Below are 20,105 nucleotides of genomic sequence, written 5' to 3'. Positions count from 1 at the left end.
TGTAGTTAAAGGAGAAAAAAAATGGGACAGTTTATTAAAATATATGAAGATAAGCCTAACGAAGCTGCTATAGCAAAAGTCGTTAAGGTTTTAAAAGATGGAGGTTTAGTAATTTATCCTACTGATACTGTTTATGGATTGGGTTGTGATATTACTAATACAAAAGCATTAGAGCGTATAGCAAAGATTAAGGGCATTAAATTAGAGAAAGCTAATTTCTCATTTGTTTGTCATGATCTAAGTAATATTTCTGATTATGTAAGGCAAATAGATACGGCTACATTTAAAATTTTAAAAAGAGCATTGCCAGGACCGTACACTTTTATTTTACCAGGAAATAATAATTTACCAAAGGAGTTTAAGAAAAAAACAACAGTAGGAATTCGTGTTCCAGATAATGCAATCGCTTTAGAAATTGTTCGTCAGTTAGGAAATCCTATTGTGTCGACTTCTATACGTGACGAAGATGATGTTATTGAATACACTACAGATCCAGAGCTTATTTTTGAGAAATGGCAAAATTTAGTAGATCTTGTTATTGATGGTGGTTATGGTGACAATGTAGGTTCTACTATAATTGATTTATCTGGAGATGAACCACTAATTGTGCGTGAAGGAAAAGGAGATATCGATATACTTTAATTGTAGATTTGGTTTATTCATATTAATCTGTATATTAGCGCATCGGTTAACGATAGTAAAATATAAGCATGTTATTCTTAATTATATTTAATTGGTTATTAGAAAAGGTTAAGGATACATTAAAGCAGGTCGCAAGACCTGCTTTTTCTTTTTATATCAATTCCAAAATACATATTAAAATCAAGGCATAAAAAAAGCGTCTCTAGATAGAGACGCTTTTTAAATTTATAAAATGAATTACAATTATTTAGTTTGTTTTTTCATTTCTTTTTCAATCATTTCATAGAATTGATCAATTTTAGGCAATACAACAATACGTGTTCTTCTGTTACGAGCTCTGTTTTCTGCAGAGTCATTTGCAACTAAAGGAACGTAAGAACTTCTACCTGCAGCAATTAATTGCTCTGGTTTAACACCTAATTGGTTTGTTAAAACACGGATGATAGATGTAGAACGTTTTACACTTAAATCCCAGTTGTCTAATAAAATTCCGCTTCCATTGTAAGGAACGTTATCAGTATGACCTTCTACCATACATTCAAAGTCTGGTTTGTCATTCACAACTTTAGCTACTTTAGCTAAAACACCTTTTGCTTTATCAGAAACTTCGTAGCTTCCAGTTTTGAATAATAATTTATCTGCAATAGAGATAAATACCACTCCTTTTTCAACATTGATTTCGATGTCTGGATCAGAAATACCAACAGCACTTTTCAAACTAGTAACTACAGCAAGTGTAACACTATCTTTCTTAGTTAATGCATCTTGCATTCTGCTAATTTTTAAATCTTTTTCTTTAATCGATTCTAAAGCTTTTTCAATATTCTCTGCACCTTTAGTTGTCAAGACAGTCATGTCCTTAGAAGTAGAGATTAATGTTTGATTGTGCTCTCTTAAACCAGATACAGTAGCAGTAAGTCCAGCTTTCTCTTCAAGGCAAGAATTCAGTTTTACAGTAGCAGAGTTTAATAAATCTTGAGTTTCCTTATTTTTCATCTCCAAGTCTGCGTATTTCTTTTTAGAAACACATGAAGTTAAAAGTGCCATTACAGATAAGGCCATTACGACTTTTTTCATAAATTTAATGTTTAGTTTAATTACAAATTTAGGTTTTAAAGGTTACAATACGAACATAAAGTTCTGTTAAATTTATTTAACAAATACCTTGCCACCCTTTATATAGTAAGTATAAACGATACTTTTAGCGCGATAGTATTTTTGCATCTGAAAATTATCTCTTTTTTTATAAGCGTTTGATACTAAAGCATAGAAATCAAAGTGTGCTTTTAAAATGGCTGTAAAATGTGCTACTTTTCCTTTAAATAAAAATTGTAAGCCAGCTATACCGTCTAAAATCATGCGAAAAAAGAGAATAAAAAATAATTTTCCCTTGGGTACGTTTTTAGTCAACATTAATAGCGAATTTCTGAAGTTCAAGTAGGTTTTCTTAGCATTGCCTTGTTGTAGCGTCGCTCCACCTACATGATATACCTTAGAAAGGTAGTTGTATTTTATAATGTATCCTTTATTATTGGCTCGCCAGCAAAGATCAATTTCTTCTTGATGAGCAAAAAAACTGCTGTCAAATCCTTTAAGTTCTCTATAAATGTTTTTTCGAATAAAAAAGCAAGCACCAGAAGCCCAAAAGATTGTTGCGTGATCATCATACTGACCTAAGTCTTCTTCTACGGTATCAAACAAGCGTCCGCGACAATAGGGATAACCATACTTGTCAATGTAACCACCTGCTGCGCCAGCGTATTCAAAGAATGCCTTGTTTTTATAATCTAAAATCTTAGGTTGGATAATAGCAGTTGATGATTCGCTATTGAATGTTTCAAGAATTGGTTGCAACCAGTTTTGCGTCACTTCAATATCTGAGTTAACGAGCGCATAAATTTCTTCTTCAACATTTTGTAAAGCCTCATTATATCCTTGGGCAAAACCATAATTATTCTTATTGATAATTATTTTAATTTCAGGATAATTAGCAGTGACAAAAGCTATCGAAGCGTCAGTTGAAGCGTTATCAGCTACATATATAGTTGCCTCTGGAGAATAGGCTATAATAGAAGGTAAAAATTGTTCTAATAGTTGGACTCCATTCCAATTTAGTATTACAACTGCAATTTGTTTCAAAGTATCTGGTTTAAATTAAGGTACTGTATAATTAAAGTATATTAGACGGAGTACCATATATAGGTAGTTCTCTTAAAAAATGGTACTTTTCATTCTTATAATCCATTTGGCAAAAGTAATGATTCAATCCGTTTGTTACCATTAAATAATCTGCTTTCAAAGTCATATTATAGCGCGCAATTTGGTCAAATGTGAGTTGGCCAATTTTAATTTCTGGCGCTTTGCATTCGATTAATAGAAAGATAGAGCCATCAGGATTGAAAACGACGCCATCATAACGTTTGCGCAAGTCGTTGACTTTTAAAACTTTTTCGACATTTATCATTGATTTAGGGTACTTCATTTCTTCTAGCAAATATAAAATAACGTGCTGTCTAACCCATTCCTCAGGAGTAAGGATGATAAATTTTTTCCTGATTTCATCAAAGATAGACACTTTATTTTCGTTATTTTTGAATCGAAAAGTATAAGAAGGAAAATTAAGTTTTTGCATGAGGCAAAAATAGTTATTTAGTTTAAAATTTAAGGTCTAAAATTGTACACGATATAAGGAAACTTTACTATTTTAAACTTCAAACAAGAAATACATGGACGAGGTTATAAAAATTGTTAATGACATTAAGGCTGGAAATATCAAGCCCATCTATTTTTTAATGGGTGAGGAGTCGTATTACATTGACAAATTATCTGATTATATTGAGAAGAATGTACTTTCTGAAGAAGAAAAGGGATTCAATCAAACGGTACTTTACGGTAGAGATGTAACGATAGAGGATATTGTTTCTACTGCAAAAAGGTACCCTATGATGGCAGATCGCCAGGTAGTTATAGTAAAGGAAGCTCAAGAGTTAAGTCGTACTATTGACAAACTAGAGAGTTATGCCGAAAACCCGATGCCATCAACAGTGCTTGTTCTTTGCTATAAATACAAGACATTAGATAAAAGAAAGAAAACAACAAAGTTATTAGCTAAAACTGGTGTTGTATATGAAAGTAAGAAGCTGTATGAAAACCAAGTAGGAGACTGGATTAAAAGAGTTTTATCTGGTAAGAAATATGGTATCGAAGCCAAGGCGTCGGCAATGTTAGTGGAGTTTCTAGGAACTGATTTGAGTAAGATTAATAACGAACTAGAAAAATTACAAATTATATTACCAAAGGGCAGTATGATTACACCTAAAGATATCGAAGAAAATATTGGTTTCAGTAAAGACTTCAATGTATTCGAATTAAGAAAGGCAATAGGGGAGCGCAACCAAATAAAAGCCTACACTATTGCAGATAACTTTGCAAATAATCCTAAAGACAACCCTATGGTGGTCACTACATCACTAGTCTTTAGTTTTTTTATCCAGCTGCTGAAATATCATGGTTTAAAGGATAGAAATCCTAAGAATGTCGCTGCTATATTAGGCGTAAGTCCATTTTTCTTAAAGGATTACGATGTTGCATTAAAGAATTATCCCATGCGTAAGGTGAGCCAGATTGTGGCTGGATTACGTGATATTGACGTGAAAAGTAAAGGTGTGGGCGCACAATCTCTGTCTAATTATGATCTTTTAAGAGAAATGCTCTATAAAATATTTAATTAACGGTTAAAAATTATCGATATTTGCATATTAAAAATAACGCAAAATATGGGAATGAATAAGAATACCATTTTAGGATGGGCTACTTTGATAATGATATTAATGGGTTTGTTGTTAATAGGTCTAGGCGCCTTTAAATATAGAGATGTATCTGGATGGGGTTTTGTAGCAGTAGGTGTTGGTTTTTTAGCTAACGCTTGGGTTTTTAGTTCGCTTAAAGGAAGGGTGTAAATTATTTTAAAATTTAAATTATAAAAAATGTCAGACGATAAAAAAGTAATTTTCTCAATGTCAAAATTGAGCAAGACTTATACAGGAGCAGATAAAGCGGTCTTAAAAAACATATACTTAAGCTTTTTTTATGGAGCTAAAATTGGAATTTTAGGACTTAATGGTTCTGGAAAATCTTCACTTTTAAAAATTATTGCTGGAGTAGATAAAAACTACCAAGGAGATGTTGTTTTTGCTCCCGGTTACACAGTAGGATACTTAGAGCAAGAGCCTATTCTGGACGATTCTAAAACGGTTATTGAAATCGTACGTGAAGGAGTAGCTGAAACTATGGAAGTTCTTGAGGAGTATAATAAAATCAATGATTTGTTTGGTCTTGAGGAAAACTACTCAGATGCAGATAAGATGGACAAGTTAATGGACCGTCAAGCAGCATTGCAAGATAAAATCGATGCATTAGGGGCTTGGGAAATTGACACTAAATTAGAGATTGCAATGGATGCGTTACGTACTCCAGATGGGGACACACCTATTAAAAATCTTTCAGGAGGTGAGCGTCGTCGTGTTGCCTTATGTCGTTTGTTATTAAAACAACCAGATGTATTGCTACTAGATGAACCTACCAATCACCTTGATGCAGAATCTGTCTTATGGTTAGAACAACATTTAGCACAATATGCTGGAACGGTAATCGCTGTAACGCACGATAGGTATTTCCTTGATAATGTAGCTGGATGGATTCTTGAACTAGATAGAGGTGAAGGTATTCCTTGGAAAGGAAACTACTCTTCATGGTTAGATCAAAAATCAAGTCGTTTAGCACAAGAAGAAAAAGTAGCTTCTAAACGTCGTAAAAACTTAGAGCGTGAGTTGGACTGGGTTCGTCAAGGAGCTAAAGGTCGTCAAACAAAGCAAAAAGCACGTTTACAGAACTACGATAAATTATTAAACGAAGATCAAAAAGAACTAGACGAGAAATTGGAAATCTATATTCCCAATGGACCACGTTTAGGTACAAATGTTATCGAAGCAAAAGCTGTTGCTAAAGCTTTTGGTGATAAATTATTATATGACAATTTGAATTTCACTTTGCCACAAGCTGGAATAGTTGGAATTATCGGACCCAATGGTGCTGGTAAATCTACTATTTTTAGAATGATCATGGGAGAGCAAGAAACAGATAGTGGAGAATTCTCTGTAGGAGAAACTGTAAAAATCGCTTATGTCGATCAAGCACACTCTAATATCGATCCTAATAAAACAATCTGGGAGAACTTTTGTGACGGTCAAGAATTGATCATGATGGGTGGACGCCAGGTGAACTCGCGTGCTTACCTTAGTCGTTTCAACTTTGGAGGTAGCGATCAAAACAAAAAAGTAGCCACACTTTCTGGAGGAGAGCGCAACCGTTTACACCTTGCAATGACTTTAAAAGAAGAAGGAAACGTATTGCTACTGGATGAACCTACTAATGACTTGGACGTAAATACATTGCGTGCCTTAGAAGAAGGTTTAGAGCAATTTGCTGGTTGTGCCGTAGTAATTTCGCATGATAGATGGTTCTTAGATAGAATTTGTACGCATATTTTAGCTTTTGAAGGAGAGTCTGAAGTGTATTTCTTTGAAGGAGGTTTCTCTGAATATGAAGAAAATAAGAAAAAACGTTTAGGTGGAGATTTGACTCCAAAACGTTTGAAATACAAAAAATTAATCAGAGGATAATTTATTCTTTGCTTTATATAAAAAAAAGGATATCCTCACAGATATCCTTTTTTTATTCTTTCTTTTTATCGTTGTTCATCAATAATAGTATTGCAGCGACCAATCCTACAATGACCAAACCAAATACAAATACAATTATAATTGAACCATTATCCCAGTTGACGAGTATTCCTTTTCTCATAGCTTAAATTTTATAGTGTAAAAATACTAGTTCGACTTATATTAAAATATGATAAAAGTCAGTTGGCTTTAAAGAAAAAAAAAGCTCACCATCGCCTAAGCAATAAATGAGTTTTTCAAATATAAAAAAGTGGTATTTACATGTTATTGAATGTCTAAAAATACACCACCACTATAAGTAGGAGCAGCATAGGTGATTTTTCCAGACAAGATAGTGGTATAATTAAATGTCACGCCTAATTTGCTAGAGATATAGTATCCTATCTCACCGGATAAGTTGGTAAACTCAACATTATTGGCAAAAACACCTTGACCAGTTCCCGTAGCATCACCATTATTAAACGATCGGACATTAGCTGACTTAACCGCCAAAAATACTTTGTCATTAAACTTTGTTCCTATTTCTCCACCAAATTGAAATTCGTCAGAGAAGCCATTCGTTCTATTATTAAAACCAGAATATATTTTGCCATACATATTTTGATTTCCTATTTTATAAGGTATACCTAAATCTAATTGTACACCCTGATTGAATTCGCCATCACCTGTTTGTAAGCTACCATCAAGCCCTCCTGACTTTTTACCAGTGGGCAATCCTAATTTTAACGTTGCAGATAAGGCTAAAAAATCATTCTTTAAAATACCGTAGCGAATACCTAAATCGATATCACCAATACTATTAACGCTTTCTCCATCATTTATAACATTTCCACTTGTTCGAGATACCTGCTTGTTTTGGTAAACCCTTGCTAGTAAAGGGACATATGCGATTACATCAAATTTTTCAGTTAAACCATATTCAGCATACGCACTTACTACAAAATTTCCTCGAGTAATATTAGGGTCTTTATCTTTAGTGCTAGTATAATGCTCATCGGCTACTAAGGAGCTTGCAGAAAGTTTGTAATAGCCATTTCCTTTTCCCTTATTCCATTGAGCGTATGATAAATTTGTTACAAAAAGGAATACTAGTGATAGTTTTATAATTTTATATGTCATGTCTTATTTGTTTTTGATTTCTGCTACACCTACTTTAATTCTAAACGGCTCACACCAATGTGTTAAGTACCCAAAGTCATTTATACCCACACCCATCACATCAATGCTAAAGGCACCACTGTATATCACGCCATCTGCATCTCCTTGACTATCGATTTTCAAGGCATTTGTAATTAAATTAGGATTATTGGTTAAATACATAGCAAAACCAGGCAAAGATCTATCAGCTCTATAATTACTGGCAAATTTTATGCGAATTCCACCAGTAATTTCTGTGATTTCAAAATCACCAGCAGCATCATAAGAACTCGTTTTACTAATCGTTCCTATTTTAATATTAGAAGCAGTAGGAGCAGGGGCAGTCCCTAACTCGTTTACAGTAACAACAACCGAATTTTCAATTGTTTTACCACCATAAACTGTAGAAACTAGTAGCGTAGAAGTACCTTTAGCTTTGGCTATGATTTCATTAGTAGTAGTATCAATTTCAAGAACAGTGGGATTTTGCGAACTTAAATTAAAATCAACGGTTTGTTTTATACCCTGATTATCAAAAAAAGCGGCGTCCAGGATAACTGTTGAACCAACATTGAAATTTGAAAATGAATTGTTTATTCTGATTATTTCGACAATTTCATCATCAACAATGTCTTCACTTATACAAGAACCAAAGGTTAATAAAATAATGAGGGAGACTGCGAGTTTCATAACTTTCATATACTACTGTTTTTAAATTATATAAGAACAGTCGATAGTAATTGAGAATCCTGACAAAAATTTTCACTTTTTTTTAACATAAGTATTTCAGGCTAGATGTTTTTATGTTCGGGCCCAGTCCTGCTTTCCACTCTAGCCCTCATTCACAAAGTTTATTTTACTAAGTATTTACAGGAGCTTCCGCCGGTCGCTCTGTCAATGCTGTAAAAAATAACTTTCTTCAGTCGGGGCTGCCGTTGCAATCAGGGGCAGAAAAAAATAAGAAACCTATAGATCTAGAAATTTTGATTTTAATTCCGGAGTAGGAATCATGCAATTGTCTTTTTTACCGTACCAGCGGTAACGATTTCTAGCGATGTAATCATAAAAATAATTAGAAAAACCAGATGGTAATACTTTGAAAACACCTAGTAAACTTACAGCTCCTTTGAGATCTGAAGCAATATGTAAAGCAGCTTCCGCTTTATAGTAATAAGCTACTCCAGGTTCATAAAGAATAATACTATCAATTTGAGTAACATCAATACCTATTTTTTTAATAATCTGTTGTCCTAAAACTGACTGCAAAGAAGCGAACCTAAAAACATCTTTCTTGTCATGCTTAATAATGAACTGAACAGCATTGTCACACAAGTTACAAACACCGTCAAAAAGGACTATTTTTTTATTCTTGGGTAAGTTTTCCATATTTATTTCTTTTATGATTGCTTCCTTCATCGCAATGAGTTTTTTTTTACGAATTAGCTTTGTAATTGCGAGGCACGAGCAATAACGCTTACTATCCTAATTATTTCTTTTTCATTGCTTCAACGAGTTCCAGCTCATCCATACTTACTTTTGAGGTGAACGTACCATAATTTACTGTGGCTTTGTTTTTCTCGATAGCGTCAATTGTTCCAACAGCTCTACCGTCTAGCATACGTACACGATCACCTAAGCGAATCATTGCTTTTGGTTTTTCTACTATTGGTTTGAGTTTTTTCTCTTTCTTCTCCTTGCGAATTTCCTCAACAATAACTTCTGCTTCTTTTACAATTTCTTTTTTCTTTTCTACAATCGCCTTCACTTCTTTAGGAGTGGCTTTCTTGCGTTTTGAATTTTCTATTTCGATAATTTTCAAGAATTCTCCTATCAGATCTTTTTTGTTTTTATTGTTGAAATATTTATTGGCGAGATCTTCGACTTTTTGACCTATATATATAGTCTTTTGATTGCTATCGTAAAGTTCTTGATAGCTTTCTAATTTTTGCTTGATCTTAGTATTAATGTTCTCCATTTTTTTTCCTTCCTCACGAGCTTTGGTTTCTTCCTCTTTCAAATTCTGAGAAGTCTTCTCCATCTTTGATCGCTCTTTTTGTAAGGTTGCAATTGTTTTATCGAAGCGGACTTTTCCTACTTCAATTTTTTTCTTTGCACGGTTGATTAAACTAAACGGAATTCCGTTTTTTAACGCTACTTCAAATGTAAACGAACTACCAGCTTGACCAAGCACTAATTTGTACATGGGTTCTAATGTTTTTTCGTCAAAAAGCATGTTGGCATTTGTTGCAAAAGGCAATTCGTTGGCTAGTATTTTTAAGTTGGAGTAGTGCGTTGTTATAATCCCAAAAGCTTCCCTATGATAGAACTCTTCAAGGAAGATTTCGGCTAGCGCTCCACCAAGTTCCGGATCAGACCCAGTACCAAACTCGTCGATTAAAAACATCGTTTTAGCATTGCATTTTTTCAAAAAGTAGTTCATGTTCTTCAAGCGGTAACTGTACGTACTTAAATGATTTTCAATTGATTGGTTATCACCAATATCGGTAAGTATTCTATCGAATAAAAAAGTTTCTGATCTTTCGTGAACTGGAATAAGCATTCCAGATTGCAACATTAATTGTAAAAGTCCTACTGTTTTTAAAGAGATTGTTTTACCTCCAGCGTTAGGTCCAGAGATTACTATAATACGGTTTTCTTGCTGTAATTCTATGGTTTGTGGATGGGTGATTTCCTTTTTCTGTTTGTTGTTTAAATACAAAATAGGGTGGTAGGCATCTCTAAAATACAAACGACGATTTTCAGTAATTTGAGGTAGTATTCCGTTGATGCGGTTGGCATATTTTGCTTTGGCAGCGACCACATCAATATCACTTAAAAAGTTTTGATATTCGATAAGAAGGGGTAAAAAAGGACGAATAGCATTAGATAATTGTTTTAAAATACGTGTGACTTCTTCGGTCTCTTCGTACTCTAAATTACTCAACTCTCTAGAATATTGTAAGGTAGCTTCGGGTTCGATGTAAGCAATACTTCCCGTTTTACTACTTCCTAATATTGATCCTTTTACCTTACGGCGGTACATAGCTAGAACTGCAAGTACACGTCTGTTTTGAACAAAGCTTTCCTTGATATCATCTAAGTAGCCTAAACTATTGTATTGTGTCATAGCCGAACCAAAACTTTGATTCACTTTTCCACGTACACTGTTCATATTGCGCCTAATATCCAGCAAAACTGGTGAAGCGCTATCTTTTATTTCTCCATATTTATCTACAATGACATCGATTTGGCTAATAATATCCTTTGTAAATTCTACTTCGTTTGCGCGACTGTTTAAATTGGGATAGTAATCATCAAACTTTTTGAAATAATTCAGTAAGAAATTAACTGTCGATGACAATGTCGCAATTTTTCTAAAACTACCTACTTCTAGAAAGCTATCTTCAATGGCTAAAAATTTGATTTCGTGAGAGATTGCTTCAAAACCGTGATTAGGTATGGCATTATTATTTTCGAAAGACGAAACATACTCTGATGTCTGCATCAATGCTTCCATCAAGCTTTCTTTGTCTTTAAAAGGGATTATTTCAATGGCTTTTTGTTTTCCTAAATCAGTATTGCACAACGACGAAATCGTTTCTAAAACTGTAGGAAATTGTAAATCTTGTAAGGTTTTATCGGTAATGGATATCATTCTTTAATATAAATTGGATCAATGCAAAGTTACAAACAATCCATGTTAAATTAAACTATAGATGTTATGCAATTTTAAGGTCATTTGTGGTGATTTTATATTGTTGCTCAAAATTTCATCCTTATATTTGAGGTTCATTTATCAACAGCATACACTAATGAATTCTTCCTTGTTTTACAGTCTTTTACGAAAAAAATTTCCATTTGCACCAACATACAATCAAGACATATTTTTTCAGAAGATTGCTATTTTCTTAACTGATACGCATAATGATACCATTTTTGTACTCAAGGGATATGCAGGAACCGGTAAAACCACAGTAATTTCGACAATAGTAAACAATTTAGTAGAGTTAAATAAAAAATATGTGCTACTAGCGCCTACTGGACGTGCCGCAAAAGTGATTGCAAATTACAGTGATAAGCCGGCTTTTACCATTCACAAGAAGATATATTTCCCTAAAAAATCATCAGGAGGCGGTGTGTCTTTTACATTGCAGCCTAACAAACATAAAAATACGATTTTTATCGTTGATGAAGCTTCAATGATTTCAGATACAAACTCTGATTCTAAACTGTATGAAAACAGCTCATTGCTAGATGATTTGATTTCGTATGTATACTCAGGGACTAATTGTAAGATGATATTGCTAGGGGATACTGCTCAGCTTCCACCGGTGAATTTAGATATTAGTCCGGCACTCGATATTCAAACCTTAGGGATGAATTATAATAAGGAAGTAGAACATATTGAGCTGAATGAAGTAATGCGTCAAGAAGAGAATTCAGGGATATTATACAATGCAACAGAACTACGTGAGCTGTTAAAGGACTCGTTTATAACCGATTTTCAGTTTGATGTCAAGAAGTTTAAAGACATTACTCGTTTGACAGATGGCTACGATATACAAGATGCCATCAATTCAGCATATAGTAATTACAGTATTGAAGATACCGCGTTTATTGTAAGATCTAACAAGAGAGCCAATCAATATAATGAGCAAATAAGAACCAAAATTCTGGATAAAGAAAGCGAACTATCTACTGGAGATTTCTTAATGGTGGTAAAAAACAATTACTTCTGGCTAAAAGACTCAGACGAAGCTGGTTTTATTGCCAATGGTGATATAATCGAAGTCCTCGAAATATTTAAAATTCAAGAATTATACGGATTTAAATTTGCCTCTGTAAAAATAAGAATGGTCGATTATCCTAATCAAAAACCATTTGAAACAGTGCTTTTATTAGATACAATAAAAAGTGAATCACCATCACTTACGTATGAAGAATCAAACAGATTGTATGAAGAAGTGATGAAAGATTATGAGAGCGAAACAACCAAATACAAGAAATTCCAAAAGGTAAAGGCCAACGAATATTTTAATGGATTGCAAGTAAAATTCTCGTATGCAATCACGTGTCATAAATCTCAAGGAGGGCAATGGAACACCGTTTTTATAGAGCAACCTTATTTGCCTAATGGTATCGACCGTGATTATATACGCTGGTTGTATACCGCAATGACTCGAGCAAAAAATAAATTGTACTTAATTGGTTTTAAAGATGATAGTTTTGTGGAGTAAATGTAATACTTTAAGTAAAGATAAGCTTTAAAATGCCCGGTGTTTATATGTAATATGATGGGAAGATGATGAAACTAAACCAAATTGCAGAAGGATTATTAAGTTTAATAGTAAGTGATATGGTAAGTTGTTTTATCAATCATTTTATTGACTAGATATCTTTCTCTACTTATAATATTCCCTACTTTATCATAAGTATTTTTGAACGTTATAATTTCGATTATTGTGCCATCTCCTTTATGATATATTTTTGAAGTCAGGTTTCCTTTTTTATCAAATTCATAGCTGTAATATTTAGCGTTTGATGATGATGCAATTCTCTGTCTTTTGGTTATGAAGCCTCTTTTATTAAAATCATTTTTAGTTACTATTTCAAGCGTAGCTATGGTGTCCAAAACACTTTTACTCAGGAACGATTTTCGCTTGTAGTCGTAGTCTATAAATACAGACTGCTTTATTTTTTCTTTAAATTGATTGTGCAACTCGATAGGGTTATGGTATTTGTCAAATACTACCGTTTTTACGTTGTATATTCCGTTTTTGTTAGTAGCTATCTCTTCGGTAACATTACGCTCTTTGTCATACTTGTACACAATCGAACTAGTGTCGTTTTTTGAAATAATTTGTTTCTGAATTAATAAGTCTTCTTGATATTTAAAAAAAGTCTCTCTGGATCCGTTTGCAGTTTGATGTTTCTCACTTATTAATTTGTTGCCTTTATCATAATTTAAAAAGCTTGTTGTAACAAGATTGATGGTGTCTTTTTTAAGGAATTTGTACTCGTGTTTTTGGATAGTTATTGTTTCCACCGAACCAACTAATTCTTGCGTATAATCGTCGTTAAAATCTTTAATTTTTACAGGGCCACATGAAATTAATGCGAGAAGTAGTAAGAGCGAGAATGTTTTCATTATTACTGTGTTAGTTTGCTTAGTAAATAAAGATACTAAGTTTAAACAGAAATTTTAAAATAATAGTATTTTTGTATAGCATTTTAAACAACACCATGAAAATAATAGCAGTTATACCAGCACGTTACGCCTCAACTCGATTTCCAGCAAAATTAATGCAAGATCTAGGAGGAAAAACGGTAATATTACGAACTTACGAAGCCGCAATATCGACCCGTCTATTTGATGATGTTTTTGTTGTGACGGACTCTGATTTAATTTATAACGAAATTGTTTCGAAAGGCGGGAAAGCAATCATGAGCGTGAAAGAACACGAATCTGGGAGCGACCGAATTGCTGAAGCAATAGCTAATCTTGATGTAGATATCGTCGTAAATGTGCAGGGTGACGAACCTTTTATAGACGCTGAACCTTTGAAAAAAGTGATTGAAGTATTCGGGAATGATGCCGATAGAAAAGTTGATTTAGCTTCACTTATGCGCCAAATTACTGATGAAGAAGACATTAATAACCCTAATAATGTAAAGGTAGTTACTGATCAGAATAACTTTGCTCTGTATTTCTCGCGTTCTGTAATCCCATTTCCAAGGGAGAAAAATGTGGGTGTGCGTTACATGCAGCATATAGGAATTTATGCCTTTAGAAAGCAAGCTTTATTGGATTTTTACAGTTTACCAATGAAATCTTTGGAAGCATCCGAAAAATTAGAGCAATTACGTTATTTAGAATTTGGCAAGCGTATCAAAATGTTAGAAACTACACACATAGGCATTGGAATAGATACAATTGAAGATTTAGAAAAAGCTAGAAAGATGCTTTAATTATCGTTTTGGGTTTTCCTTTTCATTGAAATAACCTTTAGGTTCGATTTTAGTCGAAAAGAAATTTAAAAATAAGACGACGTACATTAATACTAACACCGATTGTACTGTAACTAGAAATTTACCTAAAGGCTTAATAGGGTAGTACTCACCAAAACCTATTGTCGAGGAAGTAACAGTGCTAAAATAGATGGGGTCAAACCAATGCGTAAAGGGTTTATTGAAATAGTTGTCGCAAGAATAGAGCACAGCAAAAGCGAGAACCATTTCGACATAATTAAAGAAGAGTAGTAAAATTGATCTTTTATACGATCTGGGACTGCTGAATAAGTCTGATGCAAAGATTAGTGTGGGAATGTATAACACCGTTTCTAATACAAAATAAATCATTATTGCAATTAATATAGCATTGTTTTGCCAATTGTTTGCAATAATAAGTAAGGGAAATAAGACCTTAAATAATACAAAAAAGTCTACCGCAAGATCTTTATGCTGTATCCCTCTTGAAGACGCAAAATATTTAATATACAAACCAGGTAAAAATAGTTGTGAGCTTGCAAGAAACAATCGCACAATCTTCTCGATGCCTATATCATCGTGCTGGTCGTTGTTCCAAATTGCCTTGATGTTATCAATTCTCGTTCTAATAGGATTATAATCTGGGTTTTTATGTTGGTGATTTTTACCCAACAGCAACTTCTGCATTAATTTCTTCATATGGTGCGGTTACATTTGTTTTTCGATAACAATTAATTCATTATGCTGTTCGACCCTAGGTATTGTTCTTATTTTAAAATTGGCTAAATCAAAGTCATTTACATACTTTTCATTTCGTTTGTTGTCATTATCGCTCAACAACATCGTATTGAACAATACAGCACCATAATCATTTATTAGAGTGCAAATACGGTTAACAAAATACGATTCAAATAAAAAATTAGGCATTTTTGTATCTTGAAAAATATCAATAATAATCAGATCGTAGGTATTTTTTGTTTTTAATATGTATTCGAAAGCATCCTCTACGATAATATCTAGTTGCGAAATTTCGTTTAATTTGAAAAATTTGTTTGCGATATCAATTACAGAAGGATCTATTTCTACTCCAGTTATCTTTCCATCAAAATTTATCTCGTCTACTAATGTTTTGACAACGCTGCCACCAGCTACGCCTAAGACCAGAACTTCGTCCATGCTTTTAACTTTAGCAAAACCTATTTCTTTTAAACCTAATCTAAGTATATCCTGCAAATCACCATAAGAATAATTGGTATTTTCAGAGTCTAATATTAGTTTTCCTTTTACCCAAGTTACTTCAAGTGATTTACTCAATGAAGATTTAGATAAGAAAATAGTGACTGGAATTAGGTAACTAATTAATTTTTTAAACATCATTACTGCTTTTTATCAAAAATAACTTTTAAATTATATATTTTGCACAAAAAAATAAAGGAATGAAGAAGATTTTGTACAAATGGATATTTTTTAACCTCATGGGCTGGAAGATTGTTGGATCAATTGATCCTTCGATAAAAAAGTGCGTTATGATGGTTTTGCCCCATACAAGTGCACATGACTTCTACCTTGGAATTTTTACTAGAGGAATTACGCAATTACAAATGCATTGGGTGGGAAAGAAAGAGCTTTTCCGTTTTCCTTTTGGAGCCTATTTCAGGTACATGGGAGGGGAACCTCTTGATAGGAGCGGTGGATTAAATAAAGTTGATTCAGTCGCTGCTATTTTCGAAAAAAAGGAAATTTTTAGACTTGCTGTATTACCAGAAGGAACACGTAAAAAAGTAACCGAATTAAAAACAGGCTTCTATTATATTGCAATGAAAGCTCAGGTTCCTATTATTCCTGTGACTTTTGATTTTGGAAGAAAGCAAGTTAATCTAGGGCTTCCATTAGAACCATCAGGAAATTTAGAAAATGACATGAAAATACTCTCTCAACATTTTCAAGGTGTAAAAGGAAAAGTACCTAGTAAAGGATACGAATTTTAATTTTTTTCGAAAATTTTAAAACCGCACTTATAATTTTATCGTAAATGATTGTTAATTAATAAAACAAAAAATTATGAAAAATTTATTTATTTGTGCGTCTGTTATGATGTTGGTTTTCACATCTTGTGATAATAATGATTCTGATAATGCAGTAGAGTCAAAAGAATTAAGCTTGGTAACTTCAAGTAATACTTCAGGAAAGGTAAGTTACACTAATCTTTTAGCAACTACGCCTACAATTAGCTATTTTACTATCGCGTCGCTAGATGCTGAAGGTGTATCTTACAATGGCGATACTGATGCGATTACAGTTGTTTCTAGAACAAACAATAAATTAGAAACGTACTCTGGTATCAAAACCGCGGTAGCAAGCGGACTTGCAAACTTGTCGTTGTCTATATCTGGTTCAGGAAGCGATTTTAATAATCCAAGAGAAACTGCGGTTTCAGGAGATATGGTTGTTGTAACACAAGATCAGGCAGATAGTAATGGAAACACAAATAAGTTGTTTTTATACCAACGCACTAGCACAGGCTTCACGCTATTAAAATCTTTTACTACTAGCTTCAAATTGTGGGGAATTCATATGGATGGAAACGATCTTTATGCTGTCGCTGATTTAACAGGAGACATTGTTCAATTCAAAAATTTCACAAGTAACGCTAGTGGTGCTATTACTACAACAAAACGTGTTACAATTGAAGGACTTACAAGAACACACGGAATAACTTACTCATCAAATGACGATGTAATGATTCTTACTGATGTCGCTAGCGCTACTTCAGCAACAGACGGTGGACTGGTTGTGATTAAAAACTTCTCATCAGTTTTTTCATCAACTGCGGCTGCTGGAACAATTGCTATGTCTAACCAAGTTAGAATTTATGGTGCTAAATCACTTTTAGGAAACCCTGTAGATGTTGCTTATGATGACGTAACAAATAACATTTACGTTGCTGAAAGATTAAATGCAGGTGGTCAAGTATTGACTTTTAGTTATCCTACAACAACAGGAGATGCTGCGCCTACAAATATAAGAGCAGAAGCTGGTGTTACATCAATATTTGTTTTAAGAAAATAATATATAATACCACTACTACAATGCAAGGCCTCAATTCTATAATAGAATTGAGGCTTTTTTATGGTCGATAACTTTTGAAAGTTCCATCTTTATAGAAAATGACTATTTTGTCAATTTCCGTCTCGATAGTGCTATTGGTGATAGATGGTGTTGAGATTGCTGCTTTTGGATCAGGGATTAATTCTGAATCCTCGGTAAAAAGAGGCGCTATAGTAGGTTCTGGAGTAGGGGAAGTGATTTGAGTAGCTTGCGCGTTATTGCTGCTTGGTTTTGAAGCCAACTTGGGGAAGCTTCCTTTACCATTCAAAATCCAGTATAAATCGACCTCAGGATATACTTCTAGTATTTTCAATATAAAATCGAGACTAGGCTTATTTCTTCCTGATAAAAGATGCGACAAGCTAGAGCGCTGCACTCCTATGTTATCTGCAAACGACGAGGCGTTAACACCATAGTATTCGAGAATTATTTCCAGTCTTTTTATAAAATCCTCTATGTTTACCATTGTAAATTAGGCTTTAGCAATATTGATTTACAAATGTAATAAAACAGCTAGTAGTAAGCAACAAAATAGAACTATTTAAGCAATAACACCTCAATAATTATAAATTAAAAGTTTAATTGGTCATACTTAATTAACTGATTAACATGTATCTATATTATTTTAAATAGTTTTGTATAATTAGCTAAGATTAAAGAAGAATAAACCTGGGAATAGTTCGGTTTTACTGTTTACAATATTAATTTTACAGACACAATTGTAAATTACAATTGTAAATTTAAAGTTGTTTACTTTTGTAAACTAAAGCAAATGGAAAATGGATCTAGAACAATTACACCATCTATATAAAGAGCCGAGTATCTCAGGAAGGTATATAACCTTAAAAGATATTGAGCCAATATTAAACCGATTAAACAAGAATAGCGAACTAAACAATATTGGAAAGTCGGTTCAAGATCGCGCTATTTACAGTTACCAAATTGGTTCTGGAAAGATCAAAATCTTTCTATGGTCTCAAATGCATGGGAACGAAAGTACTACTACAAAAGCATTATTTGATTTTCTAAATTTCTTGCATAGTGACTCTGATATAGCTAAACAATTCTTAAAGAAATTCACTTTTTTAGCGATTCCTATGCTAAATCCTGATGGTGCGTTCTTATATACAAGAGCAAATGCTAACGATGTGGACTTGAATAGAGATTCTCAAAATCTTACGCAACCTGAAAGCAAGTTGTTGAGGAATACGTTTGAAAGTTTCCAACCTGATTACTGCTATAATCTACATGATCAACGTACTATTTTTGGAGTCGATACAACAGGCGTGCCAGCCACATTATCCTTCTTAGCTCCAGCCTATAATGAGGCTAGAGAGATTAATGAAAATCGTCTAAACGCAATAAATGTGATCGCAAGCATTAATAAGGAGTTGATAAAATACCTTCCTGATGGGATTGGTAGATTTGATGATTCCTTTAATATCAATTGCATAGGGGATACATTTCAATCTTTAGGAGCGGCCACGATTTTATTTGAAGCGGGGCACTTTCCTGATGATTATGCAAGAGAGCAAACTCGCAAATTTGTATTTATGTCGTTAATTGTGAGTTTTCAGTCATTTTGCGAAAACGATATAGTTATCAATAGATTAAGTGAATATTTGAATATTCCTCAGAATAAAGTCGTTTTTTATGATTTTATATATAAAAATGTCAAGATAAATTATGATGGTATTGAAAAAATAACGAATTTTGCTGCGCAATACAAAGAAGAGCTGATTGATAATAATGTATGTTTTAATGCATATATATCAGAAATCGGTAATTTAGAGGGTTTTTTCGCTCACCATGAATATGATGCTAAGGGGGCAACATATAGTGATGATGAATCTAATTTTCCAAAAATAGGTCAAAAAGCCAACTTTAAGTTAGACAATAGCATAAATTATGTTAACGGATTGATAAAAAACTAATGTATCAGACTGTTTTCTTGTTTTAATGTATATTTTTGCACTTTGTTTTAGCAAATAATAAGATAAATAAAAAAATATGAGTAAGTTCCGTTTAGATGAAGTAGATCATCAAATTTTAGATATGTTGATTGACAACACCAGAGTTCCATTTACAGATATTGCAAAGAAATTATTGATTTCTGCTGGAACCGTGCATGTAAGAGTTAAAAAAATGGAAGATGCAGGAATCATTATGGGTTCTTCATTAGTACTGGATTACGATAAATTAGGATATTCATTTATTGCTTATGTAGGTGTGTTCTTGAATAATACCTCGCAAACTAAATTTGTTTTACAACGTATTAACGAAATTCCTTTTGTAACAGTAGCTTCTGTGACGACTGGTAAATTCAATATTTTTTGTAAAATTAGAGCAAAAGATACTAAGCACGCTAAAGACGTTATCTTCATGATTGACGATATCGATGGTGTATATAGAACTGAAACTATGATTTCTCTTGAGGAAAGCATTAACGATAAAAAGCGTTTGATGCACACTATTTTCAAAAATATGTAA

The 20,105-nt window shown here is 33.2% G+C and carries 22 protein-coding genes; 10 read left to right on the top strand and 12 right to left on the bottom strand.

Annotated elements, in window-relative coordinates; translation table 11 throughout:
- Positions 1-21 precede the first annotated feature (21 nt).
- Positions 22-642, top strand: coding sequence for an L-threonylcarbamoyladenylate synthase (locus tag HNQ00_RS01165; protein ID WP_173836259.1), 621 nt, complete (start codon positions 22-24; stop codon positions 640-642).
- 243 nt (positions 643-885) lie between these two features.
- On the opposite strand, the gene HNQ00_RS01160 is transcribed toward HNQ00_RS01165, so the two are convergent.
- The 3 genes from HNQ00_RS01160 to HNQ00_RS01150 form a co-directional block, all read right to left on the bottom strand.
- Positions 886-1,719 (bottom strand): OmpA/MotB family protein, encoded by an 834-nt coding sequence (locus HNQ00_RS01160; RefSeq protein ID WP_173836257.1) that lies wholly within the window; start codon positions 1,717-1,719, stop codon positions 886-888.
- 72 nt (positions 1,720-1,791) lie between these two features.
- On the bottom strand, positions 1,792-2,781 hold the full coding sequence (locus HNQ00_RS01155) for a glycosyltransferase family 2 protein (protein WP_173836255.1): 990 nt from the start codon (positions 2,779-2,781) through the stop codon (positions 1,792-1,794).
- 31 nt (positions 2,782-2,812) lie between these two features.
- Positions 2,813-3,274, bottom strand: coding sequence for a type I restriction enzyme HsdR N-terminal domain-containing protein (locus HNQ00_RS01150; RefSeq protein ID WP_173836253.1), 462 nt, complete (start codon positions 3,272-3,274; stop codon positions 2,813-2,815).
- A 94-nt stretch (positions 3,275-3,368) separates the two neighbouring features.
- Here HNQ00_RS01150 and holA point away from each other — a divergent pair, with 94 nt between their 5' ends.
- Genes holA through ettA form a run of 3 tightly spaced genes read left to right on the top strand, consistent with a single transcriptional unit; the run spans position 3,369 to position 6,323 of the window.
- On the top strand, positions 3,369-4,373 hold the full coding sequence (holA, locus tag HNQ00_RS01145) for a DNA polymerase III subunit delta (protein WP_173836251.1): 1,005 nt from the start codon (positions 3,369-3,371) through the stop codon (positions 4,371-4,373).
- A gap of 45 nt (positions 4,374-4,418) precedes the next feature.
- The gene (locus HNQ00_RS01140; RefSeq protein WP_173836249.1) at positions 4,419-4,601 is read left to right on the top strand and encodes a CAL67264 family membrane protein; all 183 of its coding nucleotides are present in this window, start codon (positions 4,419-4,421) and stop codon (positions 4,599-4,601) included.
- 27 nt (positions 4,602-4,628) lie between these two features.
- Positions 4,629-6,323 carry an energy-dependent translational throttle protein EttA gene (ettA, locus tag HNQ00_RS01135; RefSeq protein ID WP_173836247.1) on the top strand — a complete coding sequence of 565 codons (1,695 nt, stop codon included), beginning with the start codon at positions 4,629-4,631 and terminating at the stop codon, positions 6,321-6,323.
- A gap of 52 nt (positions 6,324-6,375) precedes the next feature.
- Here ettA and HNQ00_RS16370 read toward each other — a convergent pair whose 3' ends face one another.
- The 5 genes from HNQ00_RS16370 to HNQ00_RS01115 form a co-directional block, all read right to left on the bottom strand.
- Positions 6,376-6,504: a hypothetical protein gene (locus tag HNQ00_RS16370; protein ID WP_256434225.1), complete on the bottom strand. Its 129-nt coding sequence runs from the start codon at positions 6,502-6,504 to the stop codon at positions 6,376-6,378.
- A 143-nt stretch (positions 6,505-6,647) separates the two neighbouring features.
- Positions 6,648-7,502 carry a hypothetical protein gene (locus HNQ00_RS01130; RefSeq protein WP_173836245.1) on the bottom strand — a complete coding sequence of 285 codons (855 nt, stop codon included), beginning with the start codon at positions 7,500-7,502 and terminating at the stop codon, positions 6,648-6,650.
- Positions 7,503-7,505: 3 nt separating this feature from the next.
- Entirely contained in the window at positions 7,506-8,219 is a 714-nt protein-coding gene (locus tag HNQ00_RS01125; protein ID WP_173836243.1) for a hypothetical protein, read from the bottom strand.
- Positions 8,220-8,486: 267 nt separating this feature from the next.
- The gene (locus HNQ00_RS01120; protein ID WP_173836627.1) at positions 8,487-8,906 is read right to left on the bottom strand and encodes a thiol-disulfide oxidoreductase DCC family protein; all 420 of its coding nucleotides are present in this window, start codon (positions 8,904-8,906) and stop codon (positions 8,487-8,489) included.
- Positions 8,907-9,006: 100 nt separating this feature from the next.
- Positions 9,007-11,175: an endonuclease MutS2 gene (locus HNQ00_RS01115; RefSeq protein WP_173836241.1), complete on the bottom strand. Its 2,169-nt coding sequence runs from the start codon at positions 11,173-11,175 to the stop codon at positions 9,007-9,009.
- A gap of 157 nt (positions 11,176-11,332) precedes the next feature.
- Here HNQ00_RS01115 and HNQ00_RS01110 point away from each other — a divergent pair, with 157 nt between their 5' ends.
- Positions 11,333-12,757 carry an ATP-dependent DNA helicase gene (locus tag HNQ00_RS01110; RefSeq protein ID WP_173836239.1) on the top strand — a complete coding sequence of 475 codons (1,425 nt, stop codon included), beginning with the start codon at positions 11,333-11,335 and terminating at the stop codon, positions 12,755-12,757.
- Between the two features lie 104 nt (positions 12,758-12,861).
- Here HNQ00_RS01110 and HNQ00_RS01105 read toward each other — a convergent pair whose 3' ends face one another.
- Complete coding sequence (locus tag HNQ00_RS01105; protein ID WP_173836237.1) at positions 12,862-13,668, bottom strand: hypothetical protein; 807 nt, start codon at positions 13,666-13,668, stop codon at positions 12,862-12,864.
- 95 nt (positions 13,669-13,763) lie between these two features.
- Here HNQ00_RS01105 and kdsB point away from each other — a divergent pair, with 95 nt between their 5' ends.
- A complete protein-coding gene (kdsB, locus tag HNQ00_RS01100) occupies positions 13,764-14,489 on the top strand; it encodes a 3-deoxy-manno-octulosonate cytidylyltransferase (RefSeq protein ID WP_173836235.1) in 726 nt (241 codons plus the stop codon).
- Here kdsB and HNQ00_RS01095 read toward each other — a convergent pair whose 3' ends face one another.
- The gene (locus HNQ00_RS01095; RefSeq protein ID WP_173836233.1) at positions 14,490-15,206 is read right to left on the bottom strand and encodes a potassium channel family protein; all 717 of its coding nucleotides are present in this window, start codon (positions 15,204-15,206) and stop codon (positions 14,490-14,492) included. It abuts the gene before it with no gap.
- Positions 15,207-15,215: 9 nt separating this feature from the next.
- A complete protein-coding gene (locus HNQ00_RS01090; protein ID WP_371738681.1) occupies positions 15,216-15,884 on the bottom strand; it encodes a spermidine synthase in 669 nt (222 codons plus the stop codon).
- 59 nt (positions 15,885-15,943) lie between these two features.
- Here HNQ00_RS01090 and HNQ00_RS01085 point away from each other — a divergent pair, with 59 nt between their 5' ends.
- On the top strand, positions 15,944-16,495 hold the full coding sequence (locus HNQ00_RS01085) for a 1-acyl-sn-glycerol-3-phosphate acyltransferase (RefSeq protein WP_173836231.1): 552 nt from the start codon (positions 15,944-15,946) through the stop codon (positions 16,493-16,495).
- A gap of 73 nt (positions 16,496-16,568) precedes the next feature.
- Entirely contained in the window at positions 16,569-17,576 is a 1,008-nt protein-coding gene (locus tag HNQ00_RS01080; protein WP_173836229.1) for a hypothetical protein, read from the top strand.
- Positions 17,577-17,634: 58 nt separating this feature from the next.
- Here the strand turns inward: HNQ00_RS01080 and HNQ00_RS01075 are convergent, their stop codons facing one another.
- Entirely contained in the window at positions 17,635-18,081 is a 447-nt protein-coding gene (locus HNQ00_RS01075) for a helix-turn-helix domain-containing protein (protein WP_173836227.1), read from the bottom strand.
- Positions 18,082-18,394: 313 nt separating this feature from the next.
- On the opposite strand from HNQ00_RS01075, the gene HNQ00_RS01070 reads away from it, so the two are divergent.
- Both HNQ00_RS01070 and HNQ00_RS01065 read left to right on the top strand, forming a co-directional pair.
- Entirely contained in the window at positions 18,395-19,549 is a 1,155-nt protein-coding gene (locus HNQ00_RS01070; RefSeq protein ID WP_173836225.1) for a M14 family metallopeptidase, read from the top strand.
- Positions 19,550-19,625: 76 nt separating this feature from the next.
- Positions 19,626-20,105, top strand: coding sequence for an Lrp/AsnC family transcriptional regulator (locus tag HNQ00_RS01065; protein WP_007139244.1), 480 nt, complete (start codon positions 19,626-19,628; stop codon positions 20,103-20,105).

The organism is Flavobacterium aeripolare, from assembly GCF_013294025.1.
Taxonomy (GTDB): domain Bacteria; phylum Bacteroidota; class Bacteroidia; order Flavobacteriales; family Flavobacteriaceae; genus Flavobacterium.
Note: the sequence above shows the minus strand (reverse complement) of the source record. Positions and strands in the feature narration are given on the sequence as shown.

What these genes read in the sequence shown, in the direction of transcription:
- HNQ00_RS01080 (WP_173836229.1), top strand. Translation starts at nt 16,569, where the DNA reads ATGAAAAATTTATTTATTTGTGCGTCTGTTATGATGTTGGTTTTCACA.
- HNQ00_RS01095 (WP_173836233.1), bottom strand. Translation starts at nt 15,206, where the DNA reads ATGAAGAAATTAATGCAGAAGTTGCTGTTGGGTAAAAATCACCAACAT.
- HNQ00_RS01125 (WP_173836243.1), bottom strand. Translation starts at nt 8,219, where the DNA reads ATGAAAGTTATGAAACTCGCAGTCTCCCTCATTATTTTATTAACCTTT.
- HNQ00_RS01085 (WP_173836231.1), top strand. Translation starts at nt 15,944, where the DNA reads ATGAAGAAGATTTTGTACAAATGGATATTTTTTAACCTCATGGGCTGG.
- HNQ00_RS01120 (WP_173836627.1), bottom strand. Translation starts at nt 8,906, where the DNA reads ATGGAAAACTTACCCAAGAATAAAAAAATAGTCCTTTTTGACGGTGTT.
- kdsB (WP_173836235.1), top strand. Translation starts at nt 13,764, where the DNA reads ATGAAAATAATAGCAGTTATACCAGCACGTTACGCCTCAACTCGATTT.
- HNQ00_RS01165 (WP_173836259.1), top strand. Translation starts at nt 22, where the DNA reads ATGGGACAGTTTATTAAAATATATGAAGATAAGCCTAACGAAGCTGCT.
- HNQ00_RS01110 (WP_173836239.1), top strand. Translation starts at nt 11,333, where the DNA reads ATGAATTCTTCCTTGTTTTACAGTCTTTTACGAAAAAAATTTCCATTT.
- HNQ00_RS01105 (WP_173836237.1), bottom strand. Translation starts at nt 13,668, where the DNA reads ATGAAAACATTCTCGCTCTTACTACTTCTCGCATTAATTTCATGTGGC.
- ettA (WP_173836247.1), top strand. Translation starts at nt 4,629, where the DNA reads ATGTCAGACGATAAAAAAGTAATTTTCTCAATGTCAAAATTGAGCAAG.
- HNQ00_RS01090 (WP_371738681.1), bottom strand. Translation starts at nt 15,884, where the DNA reads ATGATGTTTAAAAAATTAATTAGTTACCTAATTCCAGTCACTATTTTC.
- holA (WP_173836251.1), top strand. Translation starts at nt 3,369, where the DNA reads ATGGACGAGGTTATAAAAATTGTTAATGACATTAAGGCTGGAAATATC.
- HNQ00_RS01160 (WP_173836257.1), bottom strand. Translation starts at nt 1,719, where the DNA reads ATGAAAAAAGTCGTAATGGCCTTATCTGTAATGGCACTTTTAACTTCA.
- HNQ00_RS01075 (WP_173836227.1), bottom strand. Translation starts at nt 18,081, where the DNA reads ATGGTAAACATAGAGGATTTTATAAAAAGACTGGAAATAATTCTCGAA.
- HNQ00_RS01065 (WP_007139244.1), top strand. Translation starts at nt 19,626, where the DNA reads ATGAGTAAGTTCCGTTTAGATGAAGTAGATCATCAAATTTTAGATATG.
- HNQ00_RS01130 (WP_173836245.1), bottom strand. Translation starts at nt 7,502, where the DNA reads ATGACATATAAAATTATAAAACTATCACTAGTATTCCTTTTTGTAACA.
- HNQ00_RS01150 (WP_173836253.1), bottom strand. Translation starts at nt 3,274, where the DNA reads ATGCAAAAACTTAATTTTCCTTCTTATACTTTTCGATTCAAAAATAAC.
- HNQ00_RS01115 (WP_173836241.1), bottom strand. Translation starts at nt 11,175, where the DNA reads ATGATATCCATTACCGATAAAACCTTACAAGATTTACAATTTCCTACA.
- HNQ00_RS01140 (WP_173836249.1), top strand. Translation starts at nt 4,419, where the DNA reads ATGGGAATGAATAAGAATACCATTTTAGGATGGGCTACTTTGATAATG.
- HNQ00_RS16370 (WP_256434225.1), bottom strand. Translation starts at nt 6,504, where the DNA reads ATGAGAAAAGGAATACTCGTCAACTGGGATAATGGTTCAATTATAATT.
- HNQ00_RS01070 (WP_173836225.1), top strand. Translation starts at nt 18,395, where the DNA reads ATGGATCTAGAACAATTACACCATCTATATAAAGAGCCGAGTATCTCA.